The sequence below is a fragment of the Nocardioides alkalitolerans genome, assembly GCA_038184435.1.
In the GTDB taxonomy this organism is placed as follows: Bacteria; Actinomycetota; Actinomycetes; order Propionibacteriales; family Nocardioidaceae; genus Nocardioides; species Nocardioides alkalitolerans_A.
On record CP116227.1, the window covers coordinates 1320347 to 1332093 of the forward strand.

The 11747-nt window shown below is 73.5% G+C and carries 11 protein-coding genes; 6 read left to right on the forward strand and 5 right to left on the reverse strand.

Annotated elements, in window-relative coordinates; translation table 11 throughout:
• Positions 1–43 precede the first annotated feature (43 nt).
• Both PIR53_06370 and PIR53_06375 read right to left on the reverse strand, forming a co-directional pair.
• Complete coding sequence (locus PIR53_06370) at positions 44–595, reverse strand: RDD family protein (protein ID WZH53614.1); 552 nt, start codon at positions 593–595, stop codon at positions 44–46.
• Between the two features lie 112 nt (positions 596–707).
• The gene (locus PIR53_06375; protein ID WZH53615.1) at positions 708–1661 is read right to left on the reverse strand and encodes an alpha/beta hydrolase; all 954 of its coding nucleotides are present in this window, start codon (positions 1659–1661) and stop codon (positions 708–710) included.
• Between the two features lie 56 nt (positions 1662–1717).
• Here PIR53_06375 and PIR53_06380 point away from each other — a divergent pair, with 56 nt between their 5' ends.
• The 3 genes from PIR53_06380 to PIR53_06390 all read left to right on the forward strand — a co-directional run bounded on the left by PIR53_06380 (position 1718) and on the right by PIR53_06390 (position 4663).
• On the forward strand, positions 1718–2815 hold the full coding sequence (locus tag PIR53_06380) for a PP2C family protein-serine/threonine phosphatase (GenBank protein WZH53616.1): 1098 nt from the start codon (positions 1718–1720) through the stop codon (positions 2813–2815).
• Positions 2816–2891: 76 nt separating this feature from the next.
• Positions 2892–4040 (forward strand): LLM class flavin-dependent oxidoreductase, encoded by a 1149-nt coding sequence (locus PIR53_06385; protein ID WZH54412.1) that lies wholly within the window; start codon positions 2892–2894, stop codon positions 4038–4040.
• On the forward strand, positions 4037–4663 hold the full coding sequence (locus tag PIR53_06390; protein WZH53617.1) for an NAD(P)H-dependent oxidoreductase: 627 nt from the start codon (positions 4037–4039) through the stop codon (positions 4661–4663). The genes PIR53_06385 and PIR53_06390 overlap by 4 nt, the downstream gene beginning before the upstream one ends.
• Before the next feature lie 280 nt (positions 4664–4943).
• Here the strand turns inward: PIR53_06390 and PIR53_06395 are convergent, their stop codons facing one another.
• Positions 4944–5465, reverse strand: coding sequence for a YbhB/YbcL family Raf kinase inhibitor-like protein (locus tag PIR53_06395; GenBank protein ID WZH53618.1), 522 nt, complete (start codon positions 5463–5465; stop codon positions 4944–4946).
• Between the two features lie 51 nt (positions 5466–5516).
• Between PIR53_06395 and cobT the strand changes: the two genes are divergently transcribed.
• The 3 genes from cobT to PIR53_06410 are packed head-to-tail and all read left to right on the forward strand — an operon-like array spanning position 5517 to position 8697.
• Positions 5517–6590, forward strand: a complete 1074-nt coding sequence (cobT, locus tag PIR53_06400; protein WZH53619.1) for a nicotinate-nucleotide--dimethylbenzimidazole phosphoribosyltransferase — start codon at positions 5517–5519, stop codon at positions 6588–6590.
• Positions 6590–7894, forward strand: a complete 1305-nt coding sequence (gene cobA, locus PIR53_06405; GenBank protein ID WZH53620.1) for a uroporphyrinogen-III C-methyltransferase — start codon at positions 6590–6592, stop codon at positions 7892–7894. The genes cobT and cobA overlap by 1 nt, the downstream gene beginning before the upstream one ends.
• A complete protein-coding gene (locus PIR53_06410; protein WZH53621.1) occupies positions 7894–8697 on the forward strand; it encodes an RNA methyltransferase in 804 nt (267 codons plus the stop codon). Before cobA ends, PIR53_06410 begins: the two co-directional genes overlap by 1 nt.
• 30 nt (positions 8698–8727) lie before the next feature.
• Here the strand turns inward: PIR53_06410 and PIR53_06415 are convergent, their stop codons facing one another.
• Together PIR53_06415 and PIR53_06420 are read right to left on the reverse strand one after the other, a co-directional pair.
• The gene (locus PIR53_06415; protein WZH53622.1) at positions 8728–10056 is read right to left on the reverse strand and encodes a DUF1501 domain-containing protein; all 1329 of its coding nucleotides are present in this window, start codon (positions 10054–10056) and stop codon (positions 8728–8730) included.
• A gap of 23 nt (positions 10057–10079) precedes the next feature.
• Positions 10080–11561 (reverse strand): DUF1800 domain-containing protein, encoded by a 1482-nt coding sequence (locus PIR53_06420; GenBank protein WZH53623.1) that lies wholly within the window; start codon positions 11559–11561, stop codon positions 10080–10082.
• Positions 11562–11747 lie beyond the last annotated feature (186 nt).

Genomic DNA, 11747 nt, shown 5'->3' on the forward strand with positions numbered 1-11747 from the left:
GCCGGTGATCGGCAGGGGCCCCTCGGCGTTCACGGTGCTGACGTCAGCCGAGCTTCATGACGTAGGTCTCGTTGGCGAGCTTGTCGTGGAAGCCCTGGCGGAGCTGCTTGTCCTGGTTGATCGTGACGGCGATGAAGATGTACGCCGCGAAGACCAGCAGGCCGCCCAGGAAGCCGATGACCGGGATGATGCCGATCAGGTTCAGCGCGTAGAAGGCGTTGCGCTTGAGCGACTGCTCGAGCGTCACCGGGGCGCCGGCCGGGCCCACCACCTTGAGCTTCATGACCTTCTTGCCCAGCGTCTGGCCCGACGTGGTCTCGAAGAACGCGTAGTAGCCGAGCGAGATGGCGACGCCGAGCACGGTGCTGACGACGTTGCCGATGAACACGGTGCCGTCGCTGGCCCCCGACCCGACGAACAGGCCGACGAGCAGCAGCCCGACGATGACGATGTTGACGATCGCCAGCAGGATGCCGTCGATGAGGCGCGCCACGAAGCGGTCCATCAGCTCGGCCGGGCGGGGCTGGGGCGCGCCGTACGCGCCGGGCTGGGGGGCGCCGTACCCACCGGGCGGCGGGGGCTGGTTGTAGCTCACGAGGGCTCTCCTTCGACGGGGTGGCTGCTGCGGTGGCCACCACCGTATCGGCGGCGGCCAGTCGCGCCGCGGACCTGCCCACCCCGGGAGCGCCCCAAACGGCGCGCGGGGGTCATTCCTCGTCGATCCGGCTCCGCAGCCAGCGTCCCAGCTCGTCGTACGCGAGCGCCCGGGCGGGCCGTCGGGACAGGATCACGTCGTGGAGCGCGCCGGGCACGGTCGCCAGCGTCAGGTGCCGCGCCCCGACGTAGGGCGCCCAGCGCCGGATCTGCTGGACGTCGAGGACGACGTCGCTCGACAGCACGTCCTCGCCCATCTCGGTCGGCGCGGTGGTGCGGTCCGAGGACAGCACCAGCACGGGCACCCCGACCGCCAGGCCGCGGTGCAGGCGCGCGTGCGCACGCCGTACGGCGCGGAGCCAGCCCAGCTGCACCGGCACCGACTCCAGCGGCTTCCACTGCAGGTCGTAGTCGAACTCGCCCTCGTGGTCGCGGTGGAGGCTGCGGCCGTAGAGGCCGCTGACGTTGCGCGGCAGCACGCGGCGGGGGAAGCGGGCGCCCAGCACGTCGATGGCCAGCGTGCCCACGGTGCGGGCGAGGAAGGAGCCCCGCAGGTCGAACCAGGGGGAGTTGAGCACGAGCCCGACGAGGCCCGACGGCGCGCGGTCGTGCGCCCACAGCGCGACGACGAGCCCCCCGGTGCTGTGGCCCGAGAGCAGCACGCGCTCGTGGCCGTCGCGCTCGGTGATGCGCTGCCAGGCAGCGTCCAGCTCCTCGTCGTACGCGGCGAGGTCGTCGACGTAGGTGGGGGTCTGGTGGGGCAGGATCGACCGGCCGTACTTGCGCAGGTCGAGCGCGTAGACGTCGTAGCCCCGCTCGGCCCACCACGCGCCGTACTCGGTGTGGAAGAAGTAGTCGCAGAAACCGTGGACGTGGAGCACGGCACCGCGGGACGGGCCGACAGTGGGCCGGTGGACGAGCGTGGCGACGACCTCGCCCTCGTCGTCGGGGCGGAGCGGGATCGTCTCGGCCGTGTACGGCGGTCCGAGCACGTCGGGCTGGCTCATGGGGTCATCTCACCATCCACCGCGGGCGGGCGGTGCGCAGGCCGTACGCTTCGGCGGTGAGCACCACCACGCGGCTGCGCTCGGACGCCGCGGCCTACCTCGCCGACCGCGTCGGACGCTGGCGCACGGGGTCGGCGAGCGGACAGCGCTGGGTGCTCGACCTGCTGGTGATCGGCGTCGTCCTCTGCTTCGCGGTGTCCGTCTGGGACTACGGCCTCATGCCGGTCACGGCCTACCTGGTGTGGCTCATCCTCGGCATGATGCTCCTGCGCTTCTGGCCGCTGGCGCTGTTCGCGACGGTGTGCGCGGTCCTGGGGTTCACGGCCGTCCTGGCGGCGGGCGAGTTCACCCCGCCCCGCATCTCGGCGCTGGTGGCCCTCTTGATCGCGTCGGCCCTCGTGCTCGTCCACGCCCGCCGCCAGCGCACCGGGCTGCCCACCGTCGTCAGCGAGGCGATGCTCGTGGACCTGCGTGACCGGCTGCAGTCGCAGAGCGTGGTGCCGCCGCTGCCCGCCGGGTGGTCGGCCGAGTCGGCGAACCGCCCCGCGTACGGCGTCGCCTACGCGGGCGACTTCCTCGTGGCCGACACGACGGGCGACGGCCGGCACCTCGAGATGATCCTCGTCGACGTCTGCGGCAAGGGCGTGGGTGCGGGCACGCAGGCGTTGCAGCTCGCGGGTGCACTCGGTGGGCTCCTGGGTGCCCTGCCCCCGGTCGCCCTCATGGGCGCCGCCAACGACTTCCTGCTGCGCCGCGGCGACGACGACTCGTTCGCCACCGCGGTGCACGTGCGGGTCGACCTGGAGACCGGCTCCTACAGCATCGTCAGCGCGGGGCACCCGCCGGCGCTGCGGTACGACGAGGGGGCCGGACGTTGGTTGGTCGACAACGCCCGCGGCACGGCGCTGGGCATCGTCCCGCGCCCGGAGCTCGTCGAGAGCCGCGGGGCGCTCCGGTCGGGGGAGGCCCTGCTCTTCTACACGGACGGCGTCGTCGAGTCGCGCGACGCGGACCTCGACGCCGGCATCGCGTGGCTGCAGGCAACCGCCGCCCGCGAGGTGGCCGACGGTTTCCGTGGCGCCGCCGGCCGGATCATCGCGCGCGTGAGCCGCGGCGACGACGACCGCGCCGTGCTCCTGGTGGTCCGGGACTGATCCGGGAACAAACCTGGATCGGACCCGGTTGACGTGATAGTTTCACTTTCAACTACACGAGGAGCGAGTGAGCGACATGCAGATCGGCATCTTCAGCGTCGGTGACGTGACGGCGGACCCGACGACGGGCCGCACCCCGAGCGAGCACGAGCGCATCAAGGCGACCGTCGCGATCGCCCGGAAGGCGGAGGAGGTCGGCCTGGACGTGTTCGCGACGGGGGAGCACCACAACCCGCCGTTCATCTCCTCCAACCCGACGGCGACGCTGGCCTACATCGGGGCCCAGACGGAGCGGCTGATCCTCTCCACGGCGACGACCCTCATCACGACGACGGACCCGGTGCTGATCGCGGAGGACTACGCCAAGATCCAGCACCTCACCGACGGCCGGGTCGACCTCATGATGGGCCGCGGCAACACCGGTCCCGTCTACCCGTGGTTCGGCAAGGACATCCGCAAGGGCATCGAGCTCGCGATCGAGAACTACGCCCTGCTGCGGCGCCTGTGGCGCGAGGACGTCGTCGACTGGCAGGGCAAGCACCGCACGCCGCTGCAGGGCTACACCTCGACGCCGCGGCCGCTCGACGGCGTCGCGCCCTTCGTGTGGCACGGCTCGATCCGGAGCCCCGAGATCGCCGAGCAGGCGGCCTACTACGGCGACGGCTTCTTCCACAACCACATCTTCTGGCCGGCGTCGCACACGCGGCAGATGGTGGCGCTCTACCGTCGTCGGTTCGAGCACTACGGCCACGGCACGGCGGACGAGGCCATCGTCGGCCTCGGCGGGCAGTTCTTCATGCGCCGCAACAGCCAGGACGCCGTGCGGGAGTTCCGCCCCTACTTCGACAACGCGCCCGTCTACGGCCACGGCCCGTCGCTCGAGGACTTCACGTCGCAGACCCCGCTGACCGTCGGCTCGCCGCAGCAGGTGCTGGAGCGGACCCTGTCGTTCCGCGACTACGCGGGGCACTACCAGCGGCAGCTGTTCCTCATCGACCACGCCGGTCTGCCGCTGAAGACGGTGCTCGAGCAGCTCGACCTGCTCGGCGAGATCCTGCCCGAGATGCGCAAGGGCTTCGCCGAGGGTCGCCCGGCCCACGTCCCCGACGCGCCGACGCACGCCTCGCTCGTCGCCGCCGCCGGAGGGGCCCGCGACACGACGGTGCACGCCGCCGACGACGTCACCGGCGCCCGCGCCGAGGACGCCGTGGAGGTGGGGGCGTGACGCGCCGGATCGCGGTGGTGACGGCCGGGCTCTCCCAGCCGTCGAGCACCCGGCTCCTGGCCGACCAGCTCGCCGACGCGACCGTCGCGGCGCTCGGCGAGGACGTCGTGGTGGACGTCGTCGAGCTGCGCGACGTCGCGCACGCCCTGACCGACCACCTCCTGACGGGCTTCGCCACCGGCGGGCTCGCCGAGGCCATCGGCGACGTGGCACGGGCCGACGGGCTCATCGTGGTGACACCGGTCTTCAGCGCGTCGTACTCGGGTCTGTTCAAGACCTTCTTCGACGTGCTCGAGCCGGAGACGCTCGCCGGCAAGCCGGTGCTGCTCGCCGCCACCGCCGGGACGGCGCGGCACTCGCTCGTGATCGAGCACGCCCTGCGGCCGCTCTTCGCCTACCTGCGGGCCGTCACGGTGCCGACCGGCGTCTTCGCCGCCACCGAGGACTTCGGGGGCGACACCCAGCTCGCGGCCCGGGTCCACCGCGCCGCGGGCGAGCTCGCAGCGCTGGTGGCCGGCGCTCCGACGGCCGCCCGCCGGCGATCGACCGCGCTGCCCGCCGCCGACGAGGAGTTCGGCGACGTCGTGCCCTTCGAGGCGCTGCTGCGCGGCGAGGGTCTCTGAGGGTCGGCGGTCGGTTCCCCGGCTGACCGGGGAACCGACCGCTTTGACCATCAATCTTGATGGTCAAAGCGGTCGGTTGGGTGCATCCTCCGCGGAGCAACTGCTAACGGCTCGCCTGGGGACGGACCGATCTCCGTCGCCACCTGGGGAGGACACGCGGGCCAGGACGCGGCGTACGGGGGCACTTGAAGCATCAACACGCCGCTTTGACCATCAAATTTGATGGTCAAAGCGGCGTGTTCCCCGGCTAGCCGGGGAAAGTGTCGGCCCCGGCCGACCCTCAGTGCTGGTAGGTCCCGTGGAGGACGGCGCGGCCGAGGGTCTTGAACGCGAGGTTGAACGACACGACCGCGGGGCTCGCCGACTCGTCGACGCCCAGCGTCTCCTCGCCCACGGCGTGCACGACGAAGTAGTAGCGGTGCACCTGGTCGCCCTCGGGCGGGGCGGCGCCCATGAAGCCGTGCTCGCCGCCGTCGTTGCGCACGTGGAAGGCGCCCCCGGGCAGCGAGCCCGCCGCGGCGCCCGTGTCGAGCGACGTCACGGAGGCGGGGAGGTCGACGAGCACCCAGTGCCAGAAGCCGCTCGGCGTGGGGGCGTCGGGGTCGAAGCAGGTGACGACGTAGGACTTCGTGCCCTCCGGCGCCCCGCTCCAGCTCAGCTGGGGCGAGGTGTTGCCGTGGGCGGCGACCTGGTCGTCCTTCAGGGGCGCACCGTCGGTGACGTCGGTGCTCGTCACCGTGAACGACGGGACGGCGGGCAGCAGCGTGTACGGGTCCGGGCTCACCGGGCGGTCGAGGTTCATGCCTCGACCCTAGGAGGTCGACGGAAGCGCGGACAGGGAAGAATGCCCGCCGTGCCGACCCTCGACGAGACGCTCGACCGCATCGCCCCGCCCGACCCCGCCGCCCGCGCGGCGGCGCTCGAGCGACAGGCCCAGCTGACGAAGCCCGCCGGCGCCCTCGGCGTGCTGGAGGACGTCTCGGTGCAGCTCGCCGCCATCGCTGGCGCCTGCCCGCCGCCCGCGCCCGAGCGTCCGGTGGTGGCGGTCTTCGCGGGGGACCACGGCGTGCTGGCGCAGGGCGTCTCGCCCTGGCCCGCCGAGGTCACGCTCGGGATGGTCGAGAACTTCCGCGCGGGTGGCGCTGCCGTCAACGTGCTCGCCCGCGCCTGCGGCGCGGAGGTCGTGGTGGTGGACGTCGGCGTGGCCGCGCCCGTCGCGGCGGACGAGATCGTCTGGGACCGGAACGTACGGCGCGGCACCGCCGACCTGCGCACCGAGCCCGCGATGACCCGGGCCGAGGCGCTCGCCGCGCTCCAGGTCGGCATCGACGTCGCCACCGAGCTCGTCGACCGGGGCCACGACCTGCTGCTCACCGGTGACATGGGCATCGGCAACACCACGCCGGCGGCCTGCCTCGTCGCGGCCTTCACGGGCGCCGACCCGGCAGCGGTCACCGGGCGCGGCACCGGCGTGGACGACGCCACCCTCGCCCTCAAGACCCGTGTCGTGGAGGAGGCGGTGCGTCGGCTGGGTGCGCCCGTGTCCGACCCCGCCACCGATCCCGTCGCGACCCTCGCGGCCGTCGGCGGTCTGGAGCACGCGGCCCTGGCGGGCTTCGTCCTCGGCGGCGCCGCAGCCGGCGTGCCGGTGCTGCTCGACGGCTTCATCGCCGGCTCCGCGGCTCTCGTCGCGCACGCGCTGGCCCCGGAGGTGACGGGCTACCTGCTGGCCGGCCACCGCTCGGCGGAGTTCGGCCACCTCGCGGCCCTCTCCCACCTCGGCCTGCGTCCTCTCGTCGACCTCGACCTGCGCCTCGGCGAGGGCAGCGGGGCGGCCCTCGCCTTCCCGCTCGTGCGGAGCGCCGCGCTGGTGCTCGCCGAGATGGCCACCTTCGACTCCGCGGGCGTGGCCCGCAAGGAGGTCTGATGAGCACGGAGCCCGGCCGCCCCACCCACGCCCGCAGCGCGGCCAACCCCGACGTCGACCGTTTGGACGAGCTGGCCGAGCACCCGCCGTACCCCGTCGGCCTGCGCCTCACCGGCCGCCGCGTCGTGGTGGTGGGCGGCGGGCACGTGGCCCAGCGCCGGGTGGCGGGCCTCATCGCCGCCGGCGCCGACGTGCTCGTCGTCTCGCCGGTGCTGACGCCGGCGCTGGAGGGCATGCTCGCGGAGATCACCTGGCGCGAGGGCCGCTTCGAGCCGTCCGACCTCGACGGGGCGTGGTACGCGCTGGCCACCACGGACGACGCGAGCGTCAACCACGCCGTCGTGCAGGCCGCTGACGAGCGCCGCATCTTCTGCGTGCGCGCCGACGACGCCCGCGAGGCCTCGGCCTGGACGCCGGCCACCGGTCGTCACGGCGGCGTGACCGTCGCCGTGCTCGGCAACCGCGAGCCCCGCCGTTCGGCGGCCCTGCGGGACGCGATCGTCGGCGCCCTCGTGGACGGCCGGATCAGCACCGGCGCGACCGACCACAGCCCGGGCGTCGTGCTCGTCGGCGGCGGCCCCGGTGACCCCGGTCTCGTCACCGTCGCCGCGCGCCAGGCGCTCGCGTCGGCCGACGTCGTGGTCGCCGACCGCCTCGCGCCGCGCGAGCTGCTCGACGAGCTGGCCCCCCACGTCGAGCTCGTCGACGTCGCCAAGCTGCCGCGTGGCCGCGCCGCCAGCCAGGAGGCCATCAACGACGTTATCGTGGCCCGGGCCCGCGAGGGCAAGCGCGTCGTGCGCTTCAAGGGGGGCGACAACTTCGTCTTCGGCCGCGGCTACGAGGAGATCCAGGCGTGCGAGGCCGCGGGCGTGCCGGTCACGATCATCCCCGGCCTGTCGTCGTCGATCTCGGTGCCCGGCGTCGCCGGGATCCCCGTCACGCACCGCGGTGTCGCCCACGAGTTCACCGTGATCTCCGGGCACATCCCACCGGGCCATCCCGACTCCCTCGTCGCCTGGGACGCGCTGGCCCGGCTGCGCGGCACGCTCGTGCTGCTCATGGCCGTCGCCAACGCCGGCGCCATCGCCACGGCGCTCGTCGAGGGCGGTCGCCCGGCCGACACCCCCGTCGCCGTGGTCGCCGAGGGCACCATGCCCGAGCAGCGCACCGTGCTCAGCACCCTGGCCACCCTGGCCGACGACATCGCGACGTCCGGGGTCCGGCCGCCCGCCATCATCGTGGTCGGCGAGGTCGTCGCGGTCGCCAACCCGGACCGCTACGGCGCGCACGCCCCGACGCCCTGATGGCGACCTTCGTCGAGGTCGCGCAGGCGGACGACCCGCGCCTCGCGGACTACCGCGACCTGCGCGACGTCACCCTCCGCAAGCACGTCGAGGCCGAGCACGGGCTCTTCCTCGCCGAGGGGGAGAAGGTCGTGCGACGCGCGGTCGAGGCGGGCTACACGCCCCGGTCGTTCCTCATGGCGCCCCGCTGGCTCGACGGGCTCGCCGACGTGCTGGCCACGACCGACGCGCCCTGCTTCGTGCTCTCGGAGCAGCTGGCCGAGGAGGTCACCGGGTTCCACGTGCACCGCGGCGCGCTCGCGTCGCTGGAGCGCCGGCCGCTGCCGTCCCTCGACGACGTGCTGACGGGCGCCCGCTCGGTGCTCGTGCTGGAGGAGATTGTCGACCACACCAACGTCGGAGCGGTGCTCCGCAGCGGCGCAGCCCTCGGCTTCGACGCCGTGCTCCTCGCCCCGCGCTGCGCCGACCCGCTCTACCGCCGGGCCGTCAAGGTCGCCATGGGCGCCGTCTTCTCGCTCCCGTGGACCCGCCTGCCGGACTGGTACGACGCGCTGCCGCGGCTCGCGTCGTACGGGTTCACCACCGTCGCGCTGACCCTCGCCGACGACGCCGTCGACCTCGAGGACGCCGTGCGGGGCGTCGACAAGATCGCCCTCGTGCTCGGCTCGGAGGGCCACGGCATCTCGCCGCGCTGGCAGGAGACCGCCGACCGGCGCGCGATCATCCCCATGCACCGCGGCATCGACTCGCTGAACGTCGCCGCGGCGAGCGCGGTCGCCTGCTACGTCGCGTCGCGACGGTGAGAGCCTGGCGGTACGACGTGGCGCACCGCCTCAGAGCACCCCGATGCGCGTCGGGGAGAAGCCCGGGAAGACCTCCGCGGTGCTGGCCCCGAAGCGCTTGGAGACCACCTCGGCCAGCACGCTGCGGTAGTCGGTCGTGACGAGGAGGTCGGCGTCCGCCGTGTTGGTGAGGCCCGGCCACGAGCCGTAGTAGCGCCCGCCCTTGACGCCTGCCCCGGCCAGGAACATGACGTTGCCGTAGCCGTGGTCGAGCCCGTAGTTGGCGTTCTCGCGCACGCGGCGGCCGAACTCGCTGAGCGCGACCAGGGTGACCTTGTCACCGAGCGTCCCGAGGTCCTTGAAGAAGGCCGCCAGGTTGGTGGCGAGGTCCTTCACGTTGCCCCGCATCGCGCCCCACGACAGGGTCCCGAGGTCGCTGTGCATGTCCCACTCGCCCTGGTCGACGGTGATGACGCTGGTGCCGATCTGCCCGCGGACGATCCGCGTGGCGTAGGAGAGCGCCTTGCCCAGGCTCGAGCTCGTGTAGACCGCCCCGTTCGCCGGGGCGGACGCGCCCGTGCGCACCGGCGCGAAGTCGTCGATCGCGGCCAGCGCGTCACGCACGCTCGGTCCGAGCGGGGCGGACGACCCGCCCCACAGCGTCTGGATCGACCTGCGCCGTCCCCCGAAGGTGTCCCACTGGTCGGCGCCGGCCAGCTGGACCGATCCGGGGTCGCGCATCGCGAGCACCGGCTCGGCGCCGTACAGCGCGGTGGGCACGACGCCGTCACCCACGGCGACGCCGCGCAGCGGGCCGTCGGACCCGACCACCTCGTCGCGTCCGATGAGGCGGTTGAGCCAGCCCTCCCGCACCGTGCTGCCCGGTGCCGCGTCCTCGACCTCCTCCATCGCCGAGAAGTGGGAGCGGTTGGGGGCGGGCAGGCCCGTCGCGTGCACGGCGGCGACCTTGCCCGCCGTCCAGAGCGGCAGGAGCGGCGCGAACTCAGGGTGGAGCCCGAACATCCCGTCCTTCGCCAGCAGCGTCGACGCGGCAACGGCGATGCCCGGGCGGGCCTGGTAGTAGACCGGGTCGGCGTGGGGCACCACGAGCGAGAGCCCGTCCGCCGCGCCCCGCAGCGAGAGCACGACGAGCACGTTGCCGTTCGGCGCCGCCGTGCTGGACCCCAGCGCCGGGGCCGCGCTCACGACCGCGTCGCCGAAGGTCGCGGTGAACGCGGCGAGCGCGCCCACCCCGAGGCCGCCGCGCAGCAGCCCGCGCCGGGTGGGGCTCGGACCGCGCGGGGAGAGGCGCGCGAACTCGGCGCAGCAGTCGGGGGAATCAAGGGTGGTGGCAGGGGTCGTGGCAGGGGTGGAGGTCATGGGGGCTCCGAGGGCCGGCGCGGTCATCGCGTGAGGTGCTGGGGGGAGTCGAGCAGCGTGCTGAGCAGGCGGTGGAACTCCCACTTCACGAGCGCGTGGTCCGCCGTGATGCGGGTCGTGGGGGTGTAGTTCGTGACCTCGCAGCACGCCTGCAGGAGCGCGGCCGTCGAGGGCACGCCGAGCATGCGCACGCAGAGGTGGTCGACCAGTTGCGCGAACGTCAGGCTCGCCTGGGGGAGCCACTGGGCGGGGGACTGGTAGGCGATGTCCTTGACCGGCCACCACCGACCGGCGGCGCTCCAGTGGAACGAGAACGACGCGAGCGCGCGGGACGTCGAGCTCCACGCGCTGTTGACGAGCGGCGGGCCGTCGGGCCGTCCCCACTCGAAGGGGCGCTGCCCGAGGTTGGAGGCGATCCACAGGATCTGCGTCGCGGCGGCCTCCGTGCTGGTCGGCTTCGCGAACGTCGCCCCGAGGGCGCGGTACGTCGCGACGACGTCCGCCCCGGGGTCGCGCATCTTCGTGCCCCGCGCGGCCCGGAACTCGGGACGCACGACGAGCGCCCGCAGCACGGCGGGGATGCTCGTCCCGCTCGCGAGGTAGACCTGCGCGAGGTGCTCGACGAGGGCCGTCGACGGCTCGTCCTGCACGAAGCGGATCGCGAGCTTGCGGCAGATGCGGCGCGCGGTCGCCGGGTGACGGGCCAGGTAGTCGAGGTACGCCGCGGTGACCGCACGGCCGTCGGGGTCGCTGTTCGCGTGGGAGAACCCCATCACCCGCACAGGGCCGGTCGAGTGGTCCGCGGGCCGGTACGACGCGTCCCACGTGCGCCACACGTCGACGCGGTAGCCCGTGAGGATGCGGGCCGACTCCTTGACGTCCGCCTCCGTGTACTCACCGCGTCCCACGGTGTGGAGCTCGAGCAGCTCGCGGCCCAGGTTCTCGTTCGGCTTGCTCTTCGTGGAGACCGCGTTGTCGAGGAACAGGCCCATGGCCGGGTGGGTGATCGTCGCCTTGAGCAGGTCCGCGAACGTGCCGAGGGCGTGCTGGCGGATCGTCGTGCCGTAGGGCACGCGGTAGACGAAGTGGGAGTCGCCGTTGACGGGCACGTGGAAGTGGCCCTCCCAGAACTCCGTCATCAGCTCGAGCACCTGGCGCTTGGTGGTGATGCGCCGCAGCATCAGCCAGCTGCCGTAGTAGGCCATCACCTCCCAGCCGCCCTCGACCTCGTCGACCTGGCGCTTCCACAGGTCGGCGGCCGAGCGGGCCAGCGACGGCCACCAGCCCCACGTGGCCTCGGCGGCCGCGTCCGGGATCGAGGCCGGCTGCAGCTGCTGGCGGAACCAGGCGGCCGTGCCCCCGGCCGTGAGGACGTCCCGGGCCAGGGCGGGGGTGTAGCCGTAGGACCAGCGGCTCACGAAGTGGCGCTGCTCGGCGTCGAGGGGGGCACCCGCGCCGTACCGGGTCGGGGTGAAGGACGCGAGGGCGGTGGTGGCGGGGGACACGGGTTCCTCCAGGCGGCCTGCGAGCGGGACCCGAGTGGTTCGCTCCGTGAGCACGTGATCGGCCGCCCACGCACGGCCTTGAGGAAAACCGGAGGAAAGTCCTGGCCGCCCCCGGCGCGGGCGGGCAACGCCGGACGCCTCCGGTACCTTGTTGCCCTGGCCAAGCATCGCCCGCGTCGCCCGCAG

Bases quoted from the DNA above. Each gene is read 5' to 3' on its own strand.
- PIR53_06385 (WZH54412.1), top strand. From the start codon at position 2,892: ATGCAGATCGGCATCTTCAGCGTCGGTGACGTGACGGCGGACCCGACG.
- cobA (WZH53620.1), top strand. From the start codon at position 6,590: ATGAGCACGGAGCCCGGCCGCCCCACCCACGCCCGCAGCGCGGCCAAC.
- PIR53_06415 (WZH53622.1), bottom strand. From the start codon at position 10,056: ATGACCTCCACCCCTGCCACGACCCCTGCCACCACCCTTGATTCCCCC.
- PIR53_06375 (WZH53615.1), bottom strand. From the start codon at position 1,661: ATGAGCCAGCCCGACGTGCTCGGACCGCCGTACACGGCCGAGACGATC.
- PIR53_06410 (WZH53621.1), top strand. From the start codon at position 7,894: ATGGCGACCTTCGTCGAGGTCGCGCAGGCGGACGACCCGCGCCTCGCG.
- PIR53_06395 (WZH53618.1), bottom strand. From the start codon at position 5,465: ATGAACCTCGACCGCCCGGTGAGCCCGGACCCGTACACGCTGCTGCCC.